Below are 21,393 nucleotides of genomic sequence, written 5' to 3' on the forward strand. Positions count from 1 at the left end.
GGTGACAAAGGAGACCCAGCGGCGAAACCGCTCCTGCGGAGGATCTGACCATGACCACGACACCCGAAGCCACGATCACCGAGGACCCGGCGGTCCGCTGGTTCCACATCTGCTCCTACGCCGACCTGATCCCCGAGCGGGGGGTCTGCGCGATGGTGGACGGCACGCAGGTTGCGGTCTTCCGGGTCTTCGACGGCGGCCTGCACGCGCTGTCGAACCTCGACCCGTTCAGCGGCGCCTACGTGCTGTCGCGCGGGATCCTCGGCACCCGGAACGGGACGCCGACCATCGCGTCCCCCATGTACAAGCAGGTGTTCGACCTGCGGACCGGGGTGTGCCTGGACGATCCGCGGGTGGCGCTGCCGGTGTTCCCGGTCCGCCGCGCCGGGGACCGGGTGGAGGTGGCGCTCACCGATGAGCACCGGCAGTGAGCCGCCGGCCGGGTTCGCCGAGCCGCTCGCGGGGTTCGCGGTCGGCGTGACCGCGGCGAGGCGGCACGAGGAGCTCGCCACGCTGCTGGAGCGGCGCGGCGCGCGGGTCGTGCTCGCCCCCGCCATCCGCCTCGTCCCGCTCGCCGACGACGCCGAGCTGCTGGAGGCGACGCGGGCGTGCGCGGCCGGGCCGCTGGACCACGTCGTCGTCACGACCGGGATCGGGTTCCGGGCGTGGCTGGAGACGGCGGACGGGCACGGGCTGCGGGACGCCCTGGTGTCCCGGCTCGCCGCCGCGGACATCGTGGCCCGCGGCCCGAAGGCGCGCGGCGCGGTCCGGTCCGCCGGGCTGCGGGAGGCGTGGTCGCCGGACTCGGAGGGGTGCGCCGAGGTCACCCGGCACCTGCTGGGCAAGGACCTGGCGGGCGCCCGGATCGCCGTGCAGCTGTACGGGGAGCGGCAGCCGGAGCTGACCGGGGCGCTGCGCGCCGCGGGCGCCGAGGTGATCGAGATCCCGGTGTACCGGTGGTCGCGCGCCGACGACCCGACGCCGCTGCGCCGGCTCGTCGGCCAGGCGGTCGCCGGCACGGTCGACGCGATCACGTTCACCTCGGCGCCCGCGGTCGACGCGACGCTGGCCGTGGCGGCGGACGACGGGCTGGAGGAGGCCCTGGTGGAGGCCATGCGCACCCACGTCGTGGCGGCGTGCGTCGGGCCGGTCACCGCGGAGGCGCTCACCGGCCGCGGCGTCCCGACCGTCCAGCCGGAGCGCGCCCGGCTCGGCGCGCTCGTCCGCGCGCTGGTCACCGGGCTGCCGGGGCGGCGGTCGCGGCGGCTGTCGGTGCGCGGGGCGTCGCTGGAGCTGCGCGGGCACGCCGTCGTGCTGGACGGGCAGCTGCGGCCGATCGCGCCCGCGCCGATGGCGATCCTGCGGGCGCTCGCGCGGCGTCCCGGGCACGTGGTGTCGCGGGCGGAGCTGTGCGGCGCGCTGCCGAGCCGGTCGGCCGGGGTCGGCGCGCCGCGCGGGAGGGACGCGCGGCCGCAGGCCGACGAGCACGCGGTGGAGATGGCGGTGGCGCGGCTGCGGCGCGGGCTGGGCCGGCCGGGGATCGTGGAGACGGTCGTCAAGCGCGGCTACCGGCTGGCGTGCGACCCGCGCCTCGCCGACCGGATCACGGCGGGCGCCGGTGGCTGACCGGGGCCCGGCGCTGCTGGCCGTCGCGCACGGGACGCGCGACCCGGCCGGCCCCGCGGTGGTCCGGGAGCTGCTCGGCCGGGTGCGCGCGATGCGGCCGGGCCTGCGGGTCGCCGAGGCGTACGGGGAGCTGGCGGAGCCGTCGCTGGAGGAGGCCGCGTCCGTCCTCGCGCCGGGCGGCGGCCCGGTGGTCGTGGTGCCGCTGATGCTGGCGCGCGGCTACCACGCGCTGATCGACATCCCGGAGCGGGCGGCCCGGCTGCTGCCGGGCGCGGTGGCGGCCCGGCCGCTCGGACCGGACCCGCTGCTGGCCGCCGCCCTCGCCGGCCGGCTCGCGGAGTGCGCGCGGACCCGGACCCCGCCGCGCCGCCCCGACGCCGGCGTCCGGGGCGCGGCGGGGTCCGCCGATCCGGCCGGGGCCGTCGACGTGCGGGCCGCCGCCCAGCTGCTGGCGCGGCGGCTGCGGCGGCCCGTCACCTGCGGGTTCGTCGCCGCGGGCGGGCCGGCGCTGGACGAGGCCGTCGCGCGGCTGCGGCGGCGGGGGGCGGCGCGCGTGGCCGTGGCGACGTACCTGCTGGCGCCGGGCCGGTTCCTGGACCGGGTGCGGGCGTGCGGCGCCGACGCGGTGGCCGCGCCGATCGGGGCGCACGACGCCGCGGCGCGGCTGGTGCTGCGCCGCTACGACGAGGCGCTGTCGCGCATGAACGAGCCGGTGTCGGTGCGCTGACCGGCCTCTTCCCGGCCCGGCGGGGGGACGGCGCCGCCGCCCTGCGCCGCCCCCCGCCGCCGCGCCCCGTCCCGTTCGGGGGCCGCGAACCGGTCGTCGTGGTGGGCCAGGAGGCGCAGCAGCAGCTCCCGGAACTGGCGCCGCTCGTCCGGTGACAGCGGCGCGAACAGGACCTCGTTGAGGCGGGCGCGGGCGGCCAGGCTCTCCCCGAGGAACAGCCGGCCGTCCTCGGTGGCGTCCAGCGCGTAGCGGCGCCGGTCCTCGGGGTCGCGGCGGCGCTCGACGTGCCCGGCCTTCTCCAGGGCGTCCACGATGCCGACCAGGTCGCCGGCGTCCATGCGGAGCCGCTCGGCGACCTCGCGCTGCGACAGCGGCCCGGACCGCGCGACGCACCACAGGACGAGCAGGTGGGGCAGCCGCGGCTGGCCGGGGAACATCCGCGCCCCGGTGCGCCGCACGAGCCGCACCGCCTCGAACATCAGGTAGGTGGGCGAGTCGTACATGGGGTCCGGCTGATCCGTCACGCCCGCTCCTCGGGGGTTGCTTGGCCCTGCCTATTTCTCTTGACGTGAGAGATAGGGTACTCCTACCGTTGGAGGGCCCAAAATATGGGTGTGCACTCCATGCGGAGGGGAGGCCCCATGCCGGACGGGGGACCCGCCGTCGAGGTCGACGGCCTGATCAAGAGGTTCGGCGACGTGGAGGCCGTGCGGGGGATCGAGTTCACCGTGCGGCCGGGGGAGATCTTCGGTTTCCTCGGCCCGAACGGCGCGGGCAAGTCCACGACGATCAACATGCTCTGCACGCTGCTGCGGCCGACCGGCGGCCGCGCCCTGGTGGCCGGGCACGACGTGGTCGCCGAGCGCGACAGCGTCCGCCGCAACATCGGGCTGGTGTTCCAGGACCCCACGCTGGACGGCTACCTGTCGGCGGAGCAGAACCTGCGCTTCCACGCCGAGCTGTACGGGGTGCCGCGGTCGGTGACCCGCGCCCGCATCCGGCAGGTCCTGGAGATGGTCGGGCTGTGGGACCGCCGCGAGGACCTGGTGCAGACCTTCTCCGGCGGGATGAAGCGTCGGCTGGAGATCGCGCGCGGCCTGCTGCACTCGCCGCGGGTGCTGTTCCTGGACGAGCCGACCGTCGGCCTCGACCCGCAGACCCGCGCGTCGATCTGGGAGTACATCCGGCAGCTTCAGGCCGCCGAGGAGATCACGATCTTCATGACCACGCACTACATGGACGAGGCCGAGTTCTGCGAGCGCATCGCGATCATGGACTCGGGGCGGATCGTGGCGCTGGACACCCCGGAGGCGCTGAAGGCGGGCGTGGGCAGGGACCGGGTCCGCATCCAGACCGCCGACGACGAGGCGGCGATCGCCGCGATCAAGGAGCGCTTCGACCTGGAGGCGGTCGTGTCGGAGGGCGCGGTGGCGTTCTCGGTGGTCTCCGGCGAGGCGTTCGTGCCGCGGCTGTTCGCCGAGCTGGGCGTCCCGATCCGGTCGGTGAACGTGGCGCGGCCGTCGCTGGACGACGTGTTCATGTCGTTCACCGGCAGCACGATCCGGGACGCCGAGGCGACCGGGAACGACCGGATGCGGATGGCGATGCGCGCGGCGCGGCGATGACGGGCCGGACGAGGACGATGCGGGGGCGGGCGATGCGGGGACGGGCGATGACGGGGCCGACGGCGGCGGACGAGGAGGCGGCGATGGCGGGCACCGCGGAGAAGGCGGCGGCTCCGGAGGTCGTCCGGGTCCGGGTGCCCGACCGCGGCCTGCGGCAGGACCTGCGCGCCGTGAAGATCGTCCTGCACCGGGAGCTGATCCGGTTCTGGCGGGACAAGCTGCGGATGGTGTCCGGCCTGGTCCAGCCGGTGCTGTGGCTGCTGGTCATGGGCACCGGCCTGTCGAACCTGGTGACGAGCGGCGGCGGCCCGGCCGGAAACGTCGATCTGAAGACCTTCATCTACCCCGGCGTGTGCGCGATGTCGGTGATGTTCACCGCGATGTTCTCCGCCGGGTCGATCGTCTGGGACCGGGAGTTCGGGTTCCTGCGCGAGATGCTCGTGGCGCCGGTCAGCCGCAGCGCCATCGTGATCGGCAAGTGCGTCGGCGGCGCGCTCGTGGCGACCCTGCAGGGCGTGGTGATCGTGATGCTCGCGCCACTGGCCGGCGTCCCCTACGACCCGGCGCTGATGCTGCAGCTGATCGGCCTGATGTTCATCGGGGCGTTCGCGCTGACCGGGTTCGGGGTGATGATGGCCGCGCGGATCACCCAGATGCAGGCGTTCTTCGGCCTCATGCAGATGGCGATGATGCCGATGATGTTCCTGTCGGGCGCGCTGTACCCGCTGAACGGGCTGCCGACGTGGCTGAGCGTGCTGACCCGGTTCAACCCGCTGACCTACGCGGTCGACCCGATGCGGCACGTGGTGTTCGCGCACCTGGACGTCTCGCAGCGGCTGCTGCGCACCTTCGACCCGGGCGTCACGTGGGGCGGCTGGACGGTGCCGATCTGGCTGGAGATCCTGATCGTCCTCGGCATGGGCCTCGGGCTGATGCTGGTGGCCATCGTGGAGTTCCGCCGCGCCGGCTGACCGCCGCGCCGGCTGACCGCCGCGCCGGCTGACCGCGAGGCCGGACGGAGACGGGGAAGGCCCGCCCGGCCGAGCGGCCGGGCGGGCCTTCCCCGCGGCGCGGGAGAGGTCAGACGGCGAAGTCCAGCAGCGGGCGGGCGTTGCTGGGGTGCCGCAGCTTGGACAGCGACTCCTTCTCCAGCTGGCGGATCCGCTCGCGGGTCAGGCCGAGCGCCTTGCCGATCTCGTCCAGGGTGCGCGGCGTCCCGTCGTACAGCCCGAACCGCATCGCCATGATCTTGGCTTCGCGCGGGGACAGGATGTCGAGGGTGCGGCGCAGCTGGTCGGCCATGAGCTGGCGGTCGACCAGCTCGGAGGCCTCGGGGCTGTCGGTGTCCTCGATGAGGTCGCCGATGCGGGTCTCGCCGTCCTCGCCGATGGTGGAGTCCAGGCTGATCGGCTGCCGGCTGGTGCGCAGCAGCTCGCGGACCTGCTCGGGGCTCTTGTCCAGCTCGGCGGCCAGCTCCTCCGGGGTGGGCTCGCGGCCGAGCCGCTGGTGCATGTCGCGCTCGACGCGGCTCAGCTTGCTGAGCATCTCCAGCACGTGCACCGGCAGCCGGATGGTGCGGGCGGAGTCGGCGAAGCCGCGCTGGATGGCCTGCCGGATCCACCACATGGCGTAGGTGGAGAACTTGTAGCCCTTGGAGTAGTCGAACTTCTCCACGGCGCGGATCAGGCCGAGGTTGCCCTCCTGGACGACGTCCAGCAGCGACAGGCCGCGGTCGGAGTACTTCTTGGCGACCGACACCACCAGGCGGAGGTTGGCCTCCAGCATGTGGGCCTTGGCGCGGCGGCCGTCGGCGGCGATCCACTCCAGGTCGGCGCGCAGGTCGGGGGAGAGGTCCTCGTTCTCCAGCTTGTGCTCGGCGTACAGGCCGGCCTCGATGCGCTTGGCGAGCTCGACCTCCTGCTCGGCGGTGAGCAGCTGGCGGCGGCCGATGGCCTTGAGGTAGGTGTGGACGGAGTCGCCCATGGCGGTGGACTGGTCGTCCAGGTCGGTGGGCGTGTCGGCGGCCTCGACCTCGGTGACCTCGAACTCCTCGTCGGCCGCGTCCGCGGCGTCGCCGCCGCGCTTCGCGGCCCGGCCGGCGCCCTTGCCGCCCGCCTTGCCGTCCTTGCCGGCGTCCTTGTCCGCGTCCTCGCCCGCGTTGCCGGGGGTCTTGCCCGAAGCCCTGCGGGGCGCGCGCCTCTTCGCGGGGGCGGCCGTAGCCTGGGCGGTCTCCCCGCCGTCGTGGTCGGCGGCCGCGGCCGTCTTGCGGACGGTGTCGGACTCGCCCGCCAGGCTGATGCCGGCCTCGGACAGCTCGCGCAGGATGGAACGGCCCTGGGCCGGGCTGAGCCCGGCGCTCTCGAAGGCCCCCCGCACCTCGTCGAGCGAGAGGCGCCCTTGGGCACGGCCACGCTTGAGGAGCTCGTTGAGCGCGGGGCCCGCCGACTCCGTGAGCGGGGTCTCGACGGCGCTACGCGGCATGGGGACACCCCCCTCCCTTCGGTGTGTGAGTGCGGCGCGGATTGTGTGTTCGCTGGTGGCGCACGCACTTAACGGAACGTCGCACGGCCGGGGCATTGTTCCCGCGGCCGCGGGACCGGCGGCCCGCCGGGGGATCGCGGAGGAACGATCCAGAAGCTGCTGGTGCCCGCGATGGGCCGCTTCATGCGGTCTGACCTGAATCGATCCGACCTTACTGCGTAAAGGCGCCGGGCGGTGACGGCGTGACGAAGGCCACTACCCGCCGGAGTCCTTCTGCCGCAGAGTCCGACCATAACGCGCGATGACCCGTTCGCGCAGGTCAGGGTCGTCTCGGGGGACGGGTTCGAGGAAGACCTCGTCGATCTCCTCGTGCGCGTCCCGCAGCTCGTGCGCCATGCGGACGCAGGCCCGCTCGATGTCGGCGGCGGTGAGGTCGTCGCGGAAGTCCAGCCGGGCGCAGGCGAGGACGCGGTCGGTGCCGAACGTGACGGTGATGATGTCGACGACCCACTCGACCTCGGGGGCCCCGCCGAGGCGGGCGCGGACGTCGGCGACGATCCGCGGGTCGGCCTGGGAGCCGGTCAGCAGGTTGAGGTTGATGCGGCCGAGGATCAGCGCGACGGCGGTGAGCAGCACCCCGATGAGCAGGGATCCGGCGCCGTCCCAGGCCGCCGAGCCGGTCAGCCGGTGCAGGCCGAGCGCGGCGGCGGCGATCAGGACGCCGATCAGGGCCGCGGAGTCCTCCAGCAGGACGCTGACCGAGGTCGGCTCGTCGGTGCGGCGGATGTGGGCGATCACGGGCAGGTCCTCCGCGCGGGCGGCGGCCCGGACCTGCCGGAGGGCCTGCTGCCAGGAGACCGCCTCCAGCGCGAACGCGACGCCGAGCACGGCGAAGGCGACGAGGGTGCCGGACTCCTCGTCCGGCCGATGCCCGGTGAAGGTCTGGACGCCCTGGTAGAAGGAGAACAGCGCGCCCATCCCGAAGATCGCGACGGCGACGAGCAGCGTCCAGATGTAGCGCTCCTTGCCGTAGCCGAGGGGGTGGCGGCGGTCGGCGGGGCGGCCGCTGCGGCGCAGCCCGACGAGAAGCAGCAGCTCGTTGAAGGTGTCGGCGACCGAGTGCGCGGTCTCGGCGGCCATGGACGCCGACCCGGTGGCCAGCGCGGCGAACCCCTTGGCGACGGCGATGCCGAGGTTGGCGCCGAAGGCGAGCAGGACGGTGAGGCGGCTTTCGTTCTCCTTGCCCCCGCCGTTCGCCTGCCCGCTGCGCTGTCCGGCCATGGTCGTCCTCTCCCCGCCCCGTCACCGTGTCATGCGCGGGCGCGCCGGGCGGTCAGGGCGCGGGGGCGCGGAGGCGGGCGCGGTCGGGCTTCCCCGACGCCAGCAGCGGGATCGCCTCCACCAGCTCCAGCTCGCGGGGCGCGGCCCAGGCGGGCATCGTCTCGCGGACGAGGGCGCGCAGCTCGGCCAGCCGCGGCGCGGCGGACGCGGCGGGCACGACGACGGCGGTGACGCGCTCGCCCCATTCGGGGTCGGGCCGCCCGACCACGACGACGTCCCGGACGCCCGGGTGGCGCGACAGCGCGGCGGCCACCTCCCCGGCGACGACCTTCTCCCCGCCGGTGTTGATCACGTCGTCGACGCGGCCGCGGACGCGCAGCCGGCCGTCCTCGATCGCGCCGAGGTCCTGGGTGACGAACCAGTCGCCGTCCCTGGCCTCGGCGGTCAGCTCGGGGCGCAGCCGGTACCCGGTGAACAGGGACGGGCCGGCCAGCCGGATGCGGCCGCCGTCGCCGAGCGCGACGCGCATGCCGTCCAGGGGCGTCCCGTCGTAGACGCAGCCCCCGCAGGTCTCGCTCATGCCGTAGGTGGTGAACACGCGGGCGCCGCGCTCGCGGGCCTCGGCGAGCAGGCCGGGCGCGGCGGCGGCGCCGCCGAGGACGATCGCGCCGAGCCGCGACAGGTCGGCGCCGGTGTCCAGCAGGCGGCGCAGCTGGGTGGGGACGAGGGAGACGTGGAGGCCGTCGGCGCGCGCGGCGGCCGCGGCGTCGAAGCGCGGCGCGATGACCGGGTCGGTGCCGGCGACGAGGGAGCGGACGAGGACCTGGACGCCGGAGATGTGGCTGGTGGGCAGGCAGCACAGCCACCGGTCGCCCGGCCGGGCCCCGATCCGGGCGAGGGTCCCGGCGGCGGAGTGCCGCAGCGCGTCCCCGGACAGCTCGACGAACTTGGGGGCGCCGGTGGAGCCGGACGTGGCGATCAGCACGGCGGTGCCGGCGTCCACGGGCGGGTGCGCGCCGGGGCGGGGGAGGAGCCCGTCCGGGGTCTCGACCGCGTCGGGCGCCAGCGCGTCCAGCAGACCGCGCAGCGCCGGTGCGGGAAGATCGGGGGAGAGCGGGCAGATCGCGGGGCCGCCGCCGAGCGCGTCCGCCAGGGCGTCCAGCAGGCGGGGGCCGGGCGGCAGGACGACGGCGTGCAGCGGGCGGTCCATGATCTCCTCAGCGTAGACGACCCCGCTGAACGCGTTCAAACGGCGGGGCGGTTGAATGGGTCGCGACCGCCCGCGACCCCGGCCGGCGCGGGGCACCAGGGAGAGGAACACATGGTCTCGGAGCTGTTCGACGCGGACGCGTGGAAAGAGGTCGAGGGGTTCGGCTTCACCGACATCACCTACCACCGGGCCGTCGACCACGGCACGGTGCGGGTGGCGTTCGACCGCCCGGAGGTGCGCAACGCGTTCCGCCCCCACACGGTGGACGAACTGTACCGGGCGCTGGACCACGCGCGGATGTCCAGCGACATCGGCTGCGTGCTGCTGACGGGCAACGGGCCGTCGCCGAAGGACGGCGGCTGGGCGTTCTGCTCGGGCGGCGACCAGCGCATCCGCGGCAAGGACGGCTACAAGTACGCCGAGGGCGAGACGTCCGACACGATCGACCCGGCGCGGGCGGGGCGGCTGCACATCCTGGAGGTGCAGCGGCTGATCCGGATGATGGGCAAGGTCGTCATCTGCGTGGTCCCGGGCTGGGCCGCGGGCGGCGGGCACAGCCTGCACGTGGTGTGCGACCTGACGCTCGCGAGCCGCGAGCACGCCCGGTTCAAGCAGACCGACGCGGACGTGGCGAGCTTCGACGGCGGGTTCGGGTCGGCGTACCTGGCGCGGCAGGTCGGGCAGAAGTTCGCCCGCGAGATCTTCTTCCTCGGCGACACCTACGACGCCGAGGCCGCGCACCGGATGGGCATGGTCAACGCCGTCGTCCCGCACGCCGAGCTGGAGGCCACGGCGCTGGAGTGGGCGCGGAAGGTCAACGGCAAGAGCCCGACGGCGCAGCGGATGCTGAAGTTCGCGTTCAACCTGGTCGACGACGGGCTGGTCGGGCAGCAGGTGTTCGCCGGGGAGGCGACGCGGCTGGCCTACGGCACCGACGAGGCGGCCGAGGGCCGCGACTCGTTCCTGGAGAAGCGCGACCCCGATTGGTCGCGTTTCCCGTGGTACTACTAAGTGTCCATACGCACGGTGTGATCCGGAATACCGTCATTCGGCGGGCAGGCAATCGGCAGCTCAGGGGGTTCGGCGGGTGCGGGTCTTCTCCATCCCGATGCGGACGCGGTTCCGCGGTGTGACGCGGCGGGAGGGCGTCCTGGTGCGGGGCCCCGCCGGCTGGGGGGAGTTCTCGCCGTTCGCCGAGTACGGCCCGGCCGAGTGCGCCCGCTGGCTGGCCGCCGCGCGGGAGGCCGCCCGCGACGGCTGGCCGGCGCCGGTCCGCGACCGGATCCCGGTGAACGCGACGATCCCGGCGGTGGGCCCGGAGCGGGCGCACGCGCTGGCCAAGGAGTCGGGCTGCCGCACCGCGAAGGTGAAGGTCGCCGAGCGCGGGCAGACCGACGCCGACGACATGGCGCGGGTGGAGGCCGTCCGCGACGCGCTCGGCCCGGACGGCCGGGTGCGCATCGACGTGAACGGCGGCTGGGACGTCGGGCACGCCGCCCGGATGATCCGGGCGCTGGACCGGTGGGGGCTGGAGTACGCCGAGCAGCCCTGCGCGACGCTGGAGGAGCTGGCGGCGGTGCGGCGGCGGGTGGACGTGCCGATCGCGGCGGACGAGTCGATCCGCCGCGCCGAGGACCCGCTGCGGGTGCGGGCGGCGGAGGCCGCCGACGTGGCGGTGCTGAAGGTGCAGCCGCTCGGCGGGGTCGCGGCGGCGCTGCGGGTCGCGGAGGCGTGCGGGCTGCCGGTGGTGGTGTCGAGCGCGGTGGAGACGTCGGTGGGCCTGGCGGCGGGGGTGGCGCTGGCCGCGGCGCTGCCGGAGCTGCGCTACGCGTGCGGGCTGGGCACGCTGTCGCTTCTTGAGGGCGACGTCGTGCGCGAGCCGCTGCGCCCGGTGGCCGGCGAGATCGAGGTGCGGCGCCCCGAGGTGGACGAGGAGGCGCTGCGCCGCTGGGAGGCTCCCGCCGGGGGGTGGCGCGAGCGGGCCCTGGCCGCGCAGCGGCACCTGGGCGGGCCGGAGCTGATCGGGGCGGCGCCGTGAACCCGGCGACCGCGCTGGCGACCGTGCTGGTCGACGAGCTGCTGCGGAGCGGGATGACCGACGCGGTGCTGGCGCCGGGGTCGCGGTCGGCTCCGCTGGCGCTGGCGCTGCAGGCCGCCGAGGAGTCCGGGCGGCTGCGGCTGCACGTGCGGATCGACGAGCGGTCGGCGTCGTTCCTCGGACTGGGCCTGGCCAAGCGCTCGGGCCGCCCGGTGGCGCTGGTGTGCACGTCGGGGACGGCGGCGGCGAACTTCCACCCGGCGGTGATCGAGGCGCACGAGTCGGGCGTCCCGCTGATCGTGATCACCGCGGACCGGCCGCCGGAGCTGCGCGACACCGGCGCGAACCAGACGATCGACCAGGTGAAGCTGTACGGGACGGCGGTGCGGTGGAGCACCGAGGTCGGCGTGCCGGAGAACCGCCCCGGCATGGTGGCGTACTGGCGGTCGCTGGCCAGCCGCGCGTGGGGTGTGGCGCAGGCGCCGTCGCCGGGGCCGGTGCACCTGAACGCGGCGTTCCGCGAGCCGCTGATCCCCGACGGCGACGAGACGTGGTGCGAGCCGCTCGACGGCGACGCGACGGGCGCGTGGACGAAGGTGCGGCCGGCGACGCCGGGTTCGGTGCTGCACGTCCCGCCGACGCGCCGCGGCGTGCTGGTGGTGGGGGACGGGGCGTCGAACGTCAAGCGGTACGTGGCGGCTGCGTCGATGGCCGGGTGGCCCGTGCTGGCCGAGCCGAACGGCAACGCCCGCTACGGCGACCACGCCCTGTCGTCGCACCATTTCCTGCTGGGCGTCCCGGAGTTCGTGGAGCGGCACCGCCCCGAGGTGGTGGTGACGCTCGGCAAGCCGGGGCTGTCGCGGCCGCTGCTGTCGCTGCTGCGCCGCGCCGAGGAGCACATCGTCCTCGCCCCGGACCTGGCGCGCTGGCCCGACCCGGTGCGGTCGGCGACGCAGGTGGCGCCGGAGGTGGAGATCCCGGTGGTGTCGGGCGACGACGCGTGGCTGAAGTCGTGGCGGGCCGCGGACCTGGCCGCGGCGGCGGCGGTGGACGCGGTGCTGGACGCGGTGCCGCAGGTGAGCGAGCCGCGGCTGGCCCGCGACCTGGTGGCGGGGCTGCCGGGCGGGTCGCTGCTGTTCACCGCGTCGAGCATGCCGATCCGGGACCTGGACCAGGTGATGCGCCCGCGCCGCGGCATCCGGATCATGGCGAACCGGGGCGCGAGCGGCATCGACGGGCTGATCTCGACGGCGATGGGCGCGGCGCTCGCGCACAGCGGCCGCTCTTATGCGCTGCTCGGCGACCTGGCGTTCCTGCACGACCAGAACGGCCTGGTCGTCGGCCCGCACGACCGGCGCCCCGACCTGGCGGTGATCGTGGTGAACAACCGGGGCGGCGGGATCTTCTCGCTGCTGCCGCAGGCGGCGCTGCGCGGCCCGTTCGAGCGGATCTTCGGCACCCCGCACCAGGTGGACGTGGAGGGGATCGCGGCCGCGCACGGCGTCCCGTACCGGCGGCTGGAGGCGGCCGCGGACCTGCCGAAGGCGATGGCGGGGGAGGGGCTGCGGATCATCGAGGCCCGCACCGACAGGGAGGCGAACGCGGCCCTGCACGCCGACATGCGCAAGGCCGCCCAGGCCGCCGTCCGCGCGACCCTGACCTGAGGAGCCGCGGCGCCGCCGCGGCGGCACTCATGTCCCAGCAAAAACTTACAATGTAAAGGTGCTGGGCGGTGTGCATCCCAACCACACCAGCACCACAAGAACATCCACCAAGGCAGCAGCCCCTCGTCGGTCGTCGCAGATGCGAAGGCCGGGCGGGCCACGTGGCCCGCCCGGCCTCTTTCCCGCTAGTCCGCGGGCATCACGGTGAAGGTGAATCCGGTGGCGGTCGGCCGCCGCATCGGGACGTCGCACTTGATCCGGCGCAGCGCCTCGTTCCTGCTGAGGCCGAGCGCGCGTGCGATGAGCCGGTCCGGGCGTACCGGCACCGGGTCGTCGAAGACGACCTGTACCCGCACCGGCCACGCCTCGTCGGCGGGACGGGCCGGCGGTACGTGGAGCCGCCAGGCTCCCGTCCAGTCGAGCGTGACGCGGTTGCGCCGGGCGAACAGCGGATCGAGCAGCGTGGACGCCACCAGTTCCGGATCGTTGGCGCGGTAGCCGTCGAGCAGGACCGGATCGAAGGATCTGACCGGAACCCGCTCGTGGACGGTGAGCTTGGTCGTGCGATCGCAGTCCGTGCAGCGGGCCGGCAGCCAGACCGACAGCAGCTTGCCGTTGGCGTTGACGCGGAACCTGCCCTCGCCGGCGGTGGCCGACTCCGAAAGGCAGTCCGTGCAGCGTGCGGACAGCAGCGGCAGCCTGGTCCGGCGGACGACCCAGCGCAGCACAGTATGAGGTTGTGAAGACATGATCTCTCTGGACCTGACACGAGGCCGATTGCGCGCGGCCTCGAACGCTGTATGACCGGGCGCACGCGGGCAGCCCGGCGGAACCGACGAGCGCGTCGGCTACAGGTGTGCGGAAGAAGGTGTCAGGTCTGGAGAGCAGGCGGGGTCACGCGGTTCGTCCTCTGTCCTCGCTGCGACGGGGGCCGAAGGCAACCTACGGGAACGCGTGAGGAGGGCTCAAACGGTTTTCCGGACGGCCCTCTGCCTCCCACGGACGAACTCGCCCAGGCAGGGGCCTGCGGCTCCGCCTGCGGAGGTTCAGGGGGCGAGGAAGCGGTCGCGGAGGGCCTCGGTGTCCTCGGGGGTCCAGCCGTGGCCGGCGAGCCAGCCGAGCGTCCCGCCGAACTCCTCGTCGACGCGCGCGAGGAGCTTTTCCATGAGGGCGGCGTGGGGCACGTAGGCCCCGGCCGGGCGGGAGTCGAGGTCGGCGGCGTAGGTGTCGCTGGCGCGCAGCCGCCGCAGGACGGCCTCCATGCGTTCCCCGGTCTGGGCGTAGTCGGCGACGATGGCCTCGCGGGTGACGCCGGCGACGTCGAGGGCGAGGGCGCAGACGACGCCGGTGCGGTCCTTCCCGGCCGCGCAGTGCACCAGGGAGGAGCCGTCGGTGCGGGTCATGACGCGGAGGGCGGCGACGATGGAGTCGCCGCGGTCGGTGAGGTAGCCCAGGTAGTGGCCGGCCGGGCGCTCGTCCCGCCAGGGGAGCGCCCTGTCCACGTCGGCGCCCGCGTCGGCGTCGGTGCCGGCGTCCGCCCCGGCGACGACGTCGGTGCGGCTGCCGGCTTCGGGGAACAGCGACAGCTGGTGGACGGTCACGGAGGGTATGCGGGTGAGGGGTCCGGGGCCTTCGAGCCGCACCTCGGCTTCACTGCGCAGGTCGATGACGTTCTTGAGGGCGTAGTCGTCGAGGAGGACGCGGACGTCGGCGACGGAGAGGTCCTGGAGGTTGTCGGAGCGGAGCACGCGGCCCCGCCTGGTGGTCCGTCCGTCGGCTGTGGGGAGTCCGCCGAGGTCGCGGGCGTTGACCGCACCGTCCAGTTCTATCCACCGTGTGCCACCGTCCATGACTTATGACCTTATAGCGCGGCGGTGGCCGGCGATTTGCGCGGGTGGCGCCGTTGACGAGAATTGGGCCGTGACCGCTCTCAACCTCTACCAATTGCGCTCCTTCCTCACCGTCAGTGAGGAGCACAGCATCACACGGGCCGCGAGTCGCCTGCATCTGGCGCAGCAGGCGGTGTCCTCGCAGATCAGGCAGCTGGAGCGGGCGCTCGGGGTGACGCTGCTGGTGCGCACCTCGCGGGGTGTGCTGCTCACTCCCGCGGGGGAGGAACTGGCTGCGGGCGGGAAAGCGGTGATCGCGGACGCCGATGCGCTGGTCGAGCGGGTGCGGGCCGTCGCCGCGGGGCAGGCGGGCCGGTTGCGGCTGGTGTGCAAGCCGCACGCGACGGCCGAGTTCGCGATCGAGGTCGCCGAGGCGATGGAGGCGGCGGTCCCGGGCGTGGTGATCGAGCTGGTGACGGTGTCGACGCTGCCGGAGGAACTGGAGCTGCTGGCGAGCGGCCGGGCGGACGCGGCGTTCCTGTGGACGCCGGCGGGCGACGGGAGCCTGCGGTACGCCGAGGTGCGCGAGGACCGGAGGATGGTGGCGCTGCCGGAAGGGCACCGGCTGGCGTCACGGGAGCCGGTGGTGCTGGCGGACCTGGCGGACGAGCCGGTGATCGTGCCGAAGGTGGTGGTGTCGCAGGACGTGCTGCGGCACTGGCTGGCCGAGCCGCGTCCGGACGGCCGGCCGGCGCTGCGCGGTCCGGCGGCGCAGCGGATCGAGGACCGGCTGATCCTGGTGGCGCGGGGGCGCGGGGTGTGGCTGGCGCCCGAGCCGCTGGCCGCATACTTCCCGGCGCCGAGGGTCCGGTGGGTGCCGGTGGTGGACGCGGCGCCCTCGTACCTGGCCGTGGTGTGGACGGCGCGGGCCCCGGAGTCGCTGGTGTCGCGGCTGGTCGCCGAGGTGCGGCGGATCACCGGGTGGGCGGGGGACTGAGCGCCCGCCCGGTGATCCGCCGCGGTAGTGGGGGCAGAACGGTGACCGGGTCAGAACATGGCGCCGTTGGCGCGCAGGGTCTGGCCGGAGACCCAGCCGGCGTCGGCGCCGATGAGCCATCCGACGAGGGGGGCGATGTCGTCGGGGGAGCCGAGGCGCCCGCGGGGGCTGTGGTGGGTCGCGGCCTCGATGGATTCGGGTGTTTCGGCGGCGCGGTAGAAGTCGTCGTCGATGGGGCCGGGGGCGACGGCGTTGACGGTGATGCCGCGGGCGCCGAGTTCCTTGGCGGCGGCGAGGACCATGCGTTCGACGGCGGCCTTGGAGCCGGAGTACAGGCCGTAGGGGCCGGTCATGACGGAGGTGAGGGTGGTGGACAGGACGACGTAGCGGCCGTTGTCGGCGAGGTGGCGTGCCGCGGCGCGCAGGGTGTTGAAGGCGCTGCGGGTGTTGAGGTTGATGAGGTGGTCGAAGTCGGCGTCGGTGTGGTCGGCGAGGGGTTTCTTGATGACGGCGCCGGGGGTGTGGACGACGATGTCGAGGTGTCCGTACCGTTCGGCGGTCTGGGCGAACAGGGCGTCGACCTGGGCGGAGTCGCAGGCGTCGGAGCGGACGGCTTCGGCGGTGACGCCGTGGTCGAGGAGTGCGGCGAGTGTGGTCTTGGCGGCGGTTTCGTCGCCGTTGTAGCTGATCACGGTGGTGGCGCCGCGGGCGGCGGCGTTCTCGGCGAACGCGGCGCCCTGGTTGCGGGTGCCGCCGACGATGAGGGCGACTTTGCCTTCGAGGTCGCGGGTGGCCGGGACCAGTGACATGGGTGTTATCCCCCGTGTGGTGTAGCTGGAGAAGATCGCGACCAGTGTGCGGGGGCGGGGGGCGGGTGGGGAAGCAGTGATGTGCTGTGGCGGCCACATGCCGTCGTTGTGGCGGCCGGTTCCGGGGGGCGGCGCGGCCGGTCACGGAGGGGCCGGTCACGGAGGGGCCGGTCGCGGAGGGGCCGGTCGCGGAGGGTATGCGGGGGTTCGGGTCATCACAGGCCCTTTGGGGTGAGGGGCGGGGGCGGAAGCCGGGACCTGCGAGCCAGGGCGGAATTGGCTCCGCGGCGTGGCGACCGTCCGGGTTCACGCTCCGTAGCGTTCGAGCAGTCGTTTTCGTGCTCGAACTGGAGGTTTCATGACCGCGACCCTGTACGCTCCTTCCCCTTCGTCCGGAGCTTCCGGGCGGCGTGCCGGGAGTGATTTCGCGCCGCTGGCGCGGCGGGTCCGCGAGAGCGGGCTGCTGGAGCGCCGCCGCGGCTACTACGCGCGGGCGATCGCGCTGAACCTGGCCGCGACGGCGGCGGTGTGGGGGGCGGTGGCGTGGGCGGGCGCCGGGTGGTGGACGGTGCTGCTGGGCGTGCCGCTGGCGGTGCTGGCGGCGCGGGCGGCGTTCCTGGGGCATGACGCGGGGCACCGGCAGATCGCGCGGACCGCGCGGGCGAACCGGTGGCTGGGGCTGCTGCTGGGCAACCTGCTGCTGGGGATGGGGCACGGGTGGTGGAACGACAAGCACAACCGGCATCACGCGAACCCGAACCATGTGGGCAAGGACCCGGACGTGGGGGAGGGGGTGCTGGCGTGGACGCGGGAGCAGGCCGGGCGTAAGCGGGGTGTGCTGCGGTGGGTGGCGCGGCATCAGGCGGTGCTGTTCTTCCCGCTGCTGACGCTGGAGGGCGTCAACTTGAAGGTGGGGAGCCTGTTGTTCCTGCGGGGCCGTTCCCGGCGCGACCGGCTGGTGGAGGGCGGGCTGCTGCTGGTGCACGCGGCCTGGTATCTGGGGCTGGCGTTCGCGCTGCTCCCGCCGGCGCAGGCGGTGGCGTTGATCGCGGTGCAGCACGCGCTGTTCGGTGTGCATCTGGGTGCGGTGTTCGCGCCGAACCACAAGGGGATGGCGATGCCGGGGCCGGGTGAGCGGTGGGGGCATCTGCGGCGGCAGGTGCTGACGTCGCGGAACGTGCGGGGCGGGGCGGTCACCGACTGGCTGATGGGCGGGCTGAACTACCAGATCGAGCATCACCTGTTCCCGGGGGTCCCGCGGTGCAGCCTGCGGCGGGTGCGGCCGCTGGTGATGGAGCACTGCGCGGCGGTGGGGCTGCCTTACGCCGAGACGGGGCTGATCGAGTCGTACCGGCGGGCTCTTGGTCACATGCGGGAGATCGGGGAGCCGCTGCGGTAGGGGCGGGGCTATGCTCCGGCCATGCCGGAGGGACACACGATTCATCGACTGGCCGCCGAGCATCAGCGGATGTTCGGCGGCCATGCCGTCGCGGCGTCGAGCCCGCAGGGCCGGTTCGCGGAGGGGGCGCGGCGGCTGGACGGGCGGGTGCTGGTGGAGGCGGACGCGCACGGCAAGCATCTGCTTTTGGGGTTCGACGACGATGTGACGCTGCATGTGCATCTGGGGATCTACGGGCGGTTCGGGTTCGGTGCGGCGCCGCCGCCGGAGCCGGTGGGGCTGGTGCGGTTGCGGCTGGTGGGCGGGGGGTGTTTCGCGGATCTGCGGGGGCCGAACATGTGCGAGGTGCTGGAGCCGGGCGAGGTGAAGCTGCTGCGGGACCGGCTGGGGCCGGATCCGCTGCGGGCGGACGCCGATCCGGAGGTGGCGTGGCGGCGGATCAGCCGGTCGCGGACGCCGGTGGCGGTGCTGCTGATGGATCAGTCGGTGGTGGCGGGGCCGGGGAACATCTACCGGGCGGAGGTGCTGTTCCGGCAGGGGATCGATCCGCGGCTGCCGGGGCGGCGGCTGTCGGCGGAGCAGTGGGCGGGGATCTGGGACGATCTGGTGCTGCTGATGGCGGAAGGAGTGCGCGCGGGGCGGATCGACACGGTCCGTCCGGAGCACACGCCGGAGGCGATGGGGCGGCCGCCGCGCGTGGACGATCACGGTGGCGAGGTGTACGTGTACCGGCGTGCGGGGCTGCCGTGCCTGGTGTGCGGGACGCCGGTGGCGGCGGCGGAGGTGGCGTCCCGGAACCTGTTCTGGTGTCCGGGGTGCCAGCCCTCCGCCGCGTGACGCCGGCCGGTGGCGGGGTGGCCGGGGCGGGTCAGGAGATGGTGGGTGTGGGGCCGGTGTCGCCGGTGTGGACGGGCCGGGGGACGACGGGCACGTCGTCGTCGGTCTGGGGTGCGCGGCGCTGGGCGCGGCGGTGGCGGAGGCGGGCGGCCAGGGGTTCGGTGGTGCGGGCGAGGACGGGTCCGGCGACGGCGAGGATGAGGACGTAGGCGGCGGCGAGGGGGCCGAGGCGCGGGTTGGTTCCGGCGCTGACGGCCAGGCCGGCGATGACGATGTTGAATTCGCCGCGGGGGACGAGGGCGGCGCCGGCGCGGAGTCGTCCGGTGGTGGCGACGCCGGCGCGGCGGGCGGCGATCCAGCCGGTGCCCATCTTGGTGAGGACGCCGGCGGCGGCGAGGGCCGCGGCGATGGCGAGGACGGGCGGCAGGGCGGCGGGGTCGGTGTGGAGGCCGAAGAAGACGAAGAAGACGGCGGCGAACAGGTCGCGGAGGGGGGCGAGGAGTTTCTGGGCGGTGTGGGCGAGGGTGCCGGACAGGGCGATGCCGACGAGGAAGGCGCCGACGGCGGCGGAGACCTGGAGTTGCTGGGCGATGCCTGCGACGAGGAGGGTGAGGCCGAGGACTTTGAGGAGGAGGACTTCTTCGCTGGGGCTGGCGACGAAGCGTTCGACGAGTTTCCCGTGGCGCAGGGCGATGTAGAGGATGACGGTGATGGTGGCGGCGGCGATGCCGAGGGCGGCGGCGCCGCCGAGGAGTCCGGCGCCGGCGAGCAGGGCGGTGAGGATGGGCAGGTAGGCGGCCATCGCGAGGTCTTCGAAGACCAGGACCGACAGCAGGGCGGGGATCTCGCGGTTGCCGAGCCAGCCGAGGTCGCCGATGACTTTGGCGGTGATGCCGGAGGAGGTGACGTAGGTGATGCCGCCCATGGCGACGGCGGCGACGGGGCCCCAGCCGAGGATGAGGGCGGCGGCGACGCCGGGGGCGGCGTTGAGGGCGAGGTCGGCGAGTCCGGTGGGGGCGGAGGTGCGCAGGGTGCCGACCAGTTCACCGGCGGTGTATTCCAGGCCGAGGGTGAACAGCAGGAGGATGACGCCGACTTCGGCGCCGATGGAGACGAATTCCTCGCTGGTGGTCAGGGGGAGGATGCCGCCGGAGCCGAAGGCGAGGCCGGCGATGAGGTAGAGGGGGATGGGGGAGATCGAGAAGCGGACCGAGACGGCGCCGAGGAGGCCGAGGGCCAGGATGATCGCGCCGAGTTCGATGAGTTGGACTGCTGAGTGCATGCGCGGTCAGCCGTGGGCGAGGATGTGGGCGACGGCGGCGGTGCCTTCCCCGGTTCCGGTGACGACGACGATGTCGCCGGCGGTGAAGACGAAGTCGGGGCGGGGGCTGGCGAGGACCTGTCCTTCGCGGACGACGGCGACGATGGAGGCGCCGGTGCGGGTGCGGGCGCGGGTGTCGCCGAGGGGGCGCCCGTCGTAGGGGGAGCCCGCGGCGATGGGGTACTGCTCGGTGACGAGGCCTTCGACCTGGCGGTGGAGTTCGGCGAGGTGTTCCACGATGCGGCCGGTGCCGAGGAGCTCGGCGATGGCGTTGGCCTCCTCGGCGGTGAGGGCGACGGTGGCGATGCAGCTGTCGGGGTCTTCTTTGTCGTAGATGACCAGGTCGCGGCGGCCGGTGCGGTGGGAGATGACGCCGATCTGGCGGCCGCGTGCGGTGGTCATCACGTGCTGCAGGCCGATTCCGGGCAAAGCGGTCCGTTCGATGTCCACGGGTGCTTCGTCCTCCGTCTCAATGGTGCTGGGGTCGTTGTCGACCGTACCGGGGTCAGCGGGTCATCGTCCCAGATGGGGCGGTGTAGCGGGCGGCGAGGGTGCGGACTGTGGCGGTGATCATCGCGCGGAGTTCGGGCGGTTCGAGGATCTCGACGTCGGCGCCGAGTTTGAGGAATTCGACGTGGGCGTGGCGGACGGATTCGATGGGCAGGACGGCGCGGACCCATCCGTCGGGGCCGGGCGGGCCGGCGTCGGCGCGGGCGGCGCGGGCCATGGCGGGCGGCAGGAGGATCCTGGGCGCGGGTGAGGCCGTCGGGGGACAGGCGGACGGTGGCGTGCTCGGGGTAGGAGTCGGCTTCGAAGCGCTGGGTGTAGGCGGTCCAGTGGGCGGCGAGGTCGAATCCGTCGGGGCGGTCGAAGCGTCCGGGGAGGGTGGTGAGGGCGAGGACGCGGGAGATGCGGTAGGTGCGGGGTTCGACGGTGGTGCCGGCGGGGCGGGCGATGAGGTACCAGCTTCCGGCTTTGAGGACGACGCCGAGGGGGTCGAGGGTGCGGGTGACGTGCTGGGGGTGCCGCCAGCGGCGGTAGCGGACCTGGATGGGGTGCTGGTTCCACACGGCGTCGGCGATGGCGTGCAGGTGGGGGACGTCGTCGGGGGTGCGGAACCAGCCGGGCGCGTCGAGGTGGAAGCGTTCGCGGATGCGGGCGGCGCGGCTGCGCGGGCCGGGCGGGAGGGCGGCCATGAGTTTGAGTTCGGCGGCCAGGACGTCGCCGAGGCCGAGCTGGGTGGCGGGTCCGGGCAGGCCGGTCAGGGGGAGGGAGGCGGCTTCGGATTCGGTGAGGCCGGTGAGGCGGGTGCGGTAGCCGCCGAGGAGCCGGTATCCGCCGTCGGGGCCGCGGTCGGCGTAGATGGGGACGCCGGCGGCGCTGAGGGATTCGACGTCGCGGTAGACGGTGCGGACGGACACTTCGAGTTCGGCGGCGAGTTCGCGTGCGGTCATGCGTTCTCTGGCCTGCAGGAGGAGCAGGAGGGACAGCAGCCGGCTCGCGCGCATCGTCTCAGTGTGCCGGGTCGGGGGTGCCGGATTCGGGCCGG

21 protein-coding genes and 1 pseudogene are annotated in these 21,393 nt (G+C 74.2%); 11 read left to right on the plus strand and 11 right to left on the minus strand.

Features of this window, described 5'->3' with window-relative positions; all coding sequences use genetic code 11:
- Window positions 1-50: 50 nt before the first annotated feature.
- From nirD to ABTW95_RS27530, 3 genes are read left to right on the plus strand one after another with little or no spacing between them, the layout of a single operon-like run.
- Window positions 51-431 carry a nitrite reductase small subunit NirD gene (gene nirD, locus ABTW95_RS27520; protein ID WP_500227791.1) on the plus strand — a complete coding sequence of 127 codons (381 nt, stop codon included), beginning with the start codon at window positions 51-53 and terminating at the stop codon, window positions 429-431.
- The gene (locus ABTW95_RS27525) at window positions 415-1,626 is read left to right on the plus strand and encodes a uroporphyrinogen-III synthase (protein ID WP_500227792.1); all 1,212 of its coding nucleotides are present in this window, start codon (window positions 415-417) and stop codon (window positions 1,624-1,626) included. Before nirD ends, ABTW95_RS27525 begins: the two co-directional genes overlap by 17 nt.
- Window positions 1,619-2,353 (plus strand): sirohydrochlorin chelatase, encoded by a 735-nt coding sequence (locus tag ABTW95_RS27530; RefSeq protein WP_500227793.1) that lies wholly within the window; start codon window positions 1,619-1,621, stop codon window positions 2,351-2,353. Before ABTW95_RS27525 ends, ABTW95_RS27530 begins: the two co-directional genes overlap by 8 nt.
- On the opposite strand, the gene ABTW95_RS27535 is transcribed toward ABTW95_RS27530, so the two are convergent.
- Window positions 2,305-2,877 (minus strand): MarR family winged helix-turn-helix transcriptional regulator, encoded by a 573-nt coding sequence (locus ABTW95_RS27535; protein ID WP_500227794.1) that lies wholly within the window; start codon window positions 2,875-2,877, stop codon window positions 2,305-2,307. The two genes, ABTW95_RS27530 and ABTW95_RS27535, sit on opposite strands and share 49 nt — an antisense overlap.
- Before the next feature lie 117 nt (window positions 2,878-2,994).
- Between ABTW95_RS27535 and ABTW95_RS27540 the strand changes: the two genes are divergently transcribed.
- A complete protein-coding gene (locus ABTW95_RS27540) occupies window positions 2,995-3,978 on the plus strand; it encodes an ATP-binding cassette domain-containing protein (RefSeq protein ID WP_396449908.1) in 984 nt (327 codons plus the stop codon).
- Between the two features lie 47 nt (window positions 3,979-4,025).
- A complete protein-coding gene (locus tag ABTW95_RS27545) occupies window positions 4,026-4,949 on the plus strand; it encodes an ABC transporter permease (RefSeq protein ID WP_500227795.1) in 924 nt (307 codons plus the stop codon).
- 109 nt (window positions 4,950-5,058) lie between these two features.
- Here ABTW95_RS27545 and ABTW95_RS27550 read toward each other — a convergent pair whose 3' ends face one another.
- From ABTW95_RS27550 to ABTW95_RS27560, 3 genes are all read right to left on the minus strand, one after another.
- Window positions 5,059-6,459, minus strand: a complete 1,401-nt coding sequence (locus ABTW95_RS27550) for an RNA polymerase sigma factor (protein ID WP_396449906.1) — start codon at window positions 6,457-6,459, stop codon at window positions 5,059-5,061.
- A 255-nt stretch (window positions 6,460-6,714) separates the two neighbouring features.
- On the minus strand, window positions 6,715-7,740 hold the full coding sequence (locus tag ABTW95_RS27555) for a cation diffusion facilitator family transporter (RefSeq protein ID WP_500227796.1): 1,026 nt from the start codon (window positions 7,738-7,740) through the stop codon (window positions 6,715-6,717).
- Between the two features lie 52 nt (window positions 7,741-7,792).
- Window positions 7,793-8,950, minus strand: coding sequence for an AMP-binding protein (locus ABTW95_RS27560; RefSeq protein WP_500227797.1), 1,158 nt, complete (start codon window positions 8,948-8,950; stop codon window positions 7,793-7,795).
- 111 nt (window positions 8,951-9,061) lie between these two features.
- Here ABTW95_RS27560 and ABTW95_RS27565 point away from each other — a divergent pair, with 111 nt between their 5' ends.
- The 3 genes from ABTW95_RS27565 (at window position 9,062) to menD (ending at window position 12,652) form a co-directional block, all read left to right on the plus strand.
- A complete protein-coding gene (locus ABTW95_RS27565; RefSeq protein ID WP_396449903.1) occupies window positions 9,062-9,961 on the plus strand; it encodes a 1,4-dihydroxy-2-naphthoyl-CoA synthase in 900 nt (299 codons plus the stop codon).
- Window positions 9,962-10,058: 97 nt separating this feature from the next.
- Entirely contained in the window at window positions 10,059-10,988 is a 930-nt protein-coding gene (locus ABTW95_RS27570; protein ID WP_500227823.1) for an o-succinylbenzoate synthase, read from the plus strand.
- Entirely contained in the window at window positions 10,985-12,652 is a 1,668-nt protein-coding gene (gene menD, locus ABTW95_RS27575) for a 2-succinyl-5-enolpyruvyl-6-hydroxy-3-cyclohexene-1-carboxylic-acid synthase (protein WP_396449902.1), read from the plus strand. Before ABTW95_RS27570 ends, menD begins: the two co-directional genes overlap by 4 nt.
- A 185-nt stretch (window positions 12,653-12,837) precedes the next feature.
- Here menD and ABTW95_RS27580 read toward each other — a convergent pair whose 3' ends face one another.
- On the minus strand, window positions 12,838-13,380 hold the full coding sequence (locus tag ABTW95_RS27580) for a DUF1062 domain-containing protein (protein WP_396449901.1): 543 nt from the start codon (window positions 13,378-13,380) through the stop codon (window positions 12,838-12,840).
- A gap of 318 nt (window positions 13,381-13,698) precedes the next feature.
- Window positions 13,699-14,502, minus strand: a complete 804-nt coding sequence (locus ABTW95_RS27585; RefSeq protein ID WP_500227798.1) for a tyrosine-protein phosphatase — start codon at window positions 14,500-14,502, stop codon at window positions 13,699-13,701.
- Between the two features lie 70 nt (window positions 14,503-14,572).
- Here ABTW95_RS27585 and ABTW95_RS27590 point away from each other — a divergent pair, with 70 nt between their 5' ends.
- Window positions 14,573-15,478: a LysR family transcriptional regulator gene (locus tag ABTW95_RS27590; RefSeq protein WP_500227799.1), complete on the plus strand. Its 906-nt coding sequence runs from the start codon at window positions 14,573-14,575 to the stop codon at window positions 15,476-15,478.
- 50 nt (window positions 15,479-15,528) lie between these two features.
- Here the strand turns inward: ABTW95_RS27590 and ABTW95_RS27595 are convergent, their stop codons facing one another.
- On the minus strand, window positions 15,529-16,287 hold the full coding sequence (locus tag ABTW95_RS27595; RefSeq protein ID WP_396449898.1) for an SDR family oxidoreductase: 759 nt from the start codon (window positions 16,285-16,287) through the stop codon (window positions 15,529-15,531).
- Between the two features lie 358 nt (window positions 16,288-16,645).
- On the opposite strand from ABTW95_RS27595, the gene ABTW95_RS27600 reads away from it, so the two are divergent.
- Together ABTW95_RS27600 and ABTW95_RS27605 are read left to right on the plus strand one after the other, a co-directional pair.
- Window positions 16,646-17,686 carry a fatty acid desaturase family protein gene (locus ABTW95_RS27600; protein WP_396449897.1) on the plus strand — a complete coding sequence of 347 codons (1,041 nt, stop codon included), beginning with the start codon at window positions 16,646-16,648 and terminating at the stop codon, window positions 17,684-17,686.
- 21 nt (window positions 17,687-17,707) lie between these two features.
- Complete coding sequence (locus ABTW95_RS27605; protein WP_500227800.1) at window positions 17,708-18,523, plus strand: Fpg/Nei family DNA glycosylase; 816 nt, start codon at window positions 17,708-17,710, stop codon at window positions 18,521-18,523.
- 31 nt (window positions 18,524-18,554) lie between these two features.
- On the opposite strand, the gene ABTW95_RS27610 is transcribed toward ABTW95_RS27605, so the two are convergent.
- The 4 genes and pseudogenes from ABTW95_RS27610 to ABTW95_RS27625 form a co-directional block, all read right to left on the minus strand.
- Window positions 18,555-19,805, minus strand: coding sequence for a cation:proton antiporter (locus tag ABTW95_RS27610; RefSeq protein ID WP_396449895.1), 1,251 nt, complete (start codon window positions 19,803-19,805; stop codon window positions 18,555-18,557).
- A 6-nt stretch (window positions 19,806-19,811) separates the two neighbouring features.
- Window positions 19,812-20,246: a cation:proton antiporter regulatory subunit gene (locus ABTW95_RS27615; RefSeq protein WP_500227801.1), complete on the minus strand. Its 435-nt coding sequence runs from the start codon at window positions 20,244-20,246 to the stop codon at window positions 19,812-19,814.
- Window positions 20,247-20,349: 103 nt separating this feature from the next.
- A complete protein-coding gene (locus tag ABTW95_RS27620; protein WP_500227824.1) occupies window positions 20,350-20,571 on the minus strand; it encodes a WCX domain-containing protein in 222 nt (73 codons plus the stop codon).
- A gap of 220 nt (window positions 20,572-20,791) precedes the next feature.
- Window positions 20,792-21,352 (minus strand): annotated as a pseudogene (locus ABTW95_RS27625) (helix-turn-helix transcriptional regulator); the annotation flags it as partial.
- Window positions 21,353-21,393: the final 41 nt, after the last annotated feature.

Origin of the sequence: Spirillospora sp. NPDC127506 (assembly GCF_040302145.1) — a bacterium.
Classification (GTDB): Bacteria; Actinomycetota; Actinomycetes; order Streptosporangiales; family Streptosporangiaceae; genus Spirillospora.

What these genes read in the sequence shown, in the direction of transcription:
- nirD (WP_500227791.1), top strand. Translation starts at nt 51, where the DNA reads ATGACCACGACACCCGAAGCCACGATCACCGAGGACCCGGCGGTCCGC.
- ABTW95_RS27525 (WP_500227792.1), top strand. Translation starts at nt 415, where the DNA reads ATGAGCACCGGCAGTGAGCCGCCGGCCGGGTTCGCCGAGCCGCTCGCG.
- ABTW95_RS27540 (WP_396449908.1), top strand. Translation starts at nt 2,995, where the DNA reads ATGCCGGACGGGGGACCCGCCGTCGAGGTCGACGGCCTGATCAAGAGG.
- ABTW95_RS27545 (WP_500227795.1), top strand. Translation starts at nt 4,026, where the DNA reads ATGACGGGGCCGACGGCGGCGGACGAGGAGGCGGCGATGGCGGGCACC.
- ABTW95_RS27550 (WP_396449906.1), bottom strand. Translation starts at nt 6,459, where the DNA reads ATGCCGCGTAGCGCCGTCGAGACCCCGCTCACGGAGTCGGCGGGCCCC.
- ABTW95_RS27555 (WP_500227796.1), bottom strand. Translation starts at nt 7,740, where the DNA reads ATGGCCGGACAGCGCAGCGGGCAGGCGAACGGCGGGGGCAAGGAGAAC.
- ABTW95_RS27560 (WP_500227797.1), bottom strand. Translation starts at nt 8,950, where the DNA reads ATGGACCGCCCGCTGCACGCCGTCGTCCTGCCGCCCGGCCCCCGCCTG.
- ABTW95_RS27565 (WP_396449903.1), top strand. Translation starts at nt 9,062, where the DNA reads ATGGTCTCGGAGCTGTTCGACGCGGACGCGTGGAAAGAGGTCGAGGGG.
- ABTW95_RS27570 (WP_500227823.1), top strand. Translation starts at nt 10,059, where the DNA reads ATGCGGACGCGGTTCCGCGGTGTGACGCGGCGGGAGGGCGTCCTGGTG.
- ABTW95_RS27585 (WP_500227798.1), bottom strand. Translation starts at nt 14,502, where the DNA reads ATGGACGGTGGCACACGGTGGATAGAACTGGACGGTGCGGTCAACGCC.
- ABTW95_RS27595 (WP_396449898.1), bottom strand. Translation starts at nt 16,287, where the DNA reads ATGTCACTGGTCCCGGCCACCCGCGACCTCGAAGGCAAAGTCGCCCTC.
- ABTW95_RS27600 (WP_396449897.1), top strand. Translation starts at nt 16,646, where the DNA reads ATGACCGCGACCCTGTACGCTCCTTCCCCTTCGTCCGGAGCTTCCGGG.
- ABTW95_RS27605 (WP_500227800.1), top strand. Translation starts at nt 17,708, where the DNA reads ATGCCGGAGGGACACACGATTCATCGACTGGCCGCCGAGCATCAGCGG.
- ABTW95_RS27610 (WP_396449895.1), bottom strand. Translation starts at nt 19,805, where the DNA reads ATGCACTCAGCAGTCCAACTCATCGAACTCGGCGCGATCATCCTGGCC.
- ABTW95_RS27615 (WP_500227801.1), bottom strand. Translation starts at nt 20,246, where the DNA reads ATGACCACCGCACGCGGCCGCCAGATCGGCGTCATCTCCCACCGCACC.
- ABTW95_RS27620 (WP_500227824.1), bottom strand. Translation starts at nt 20,571, where the DNA reads ATGGCCCGCGCCGCCCGCGCCGACGCCGGCCCGCCCGGCCCCGACGGA.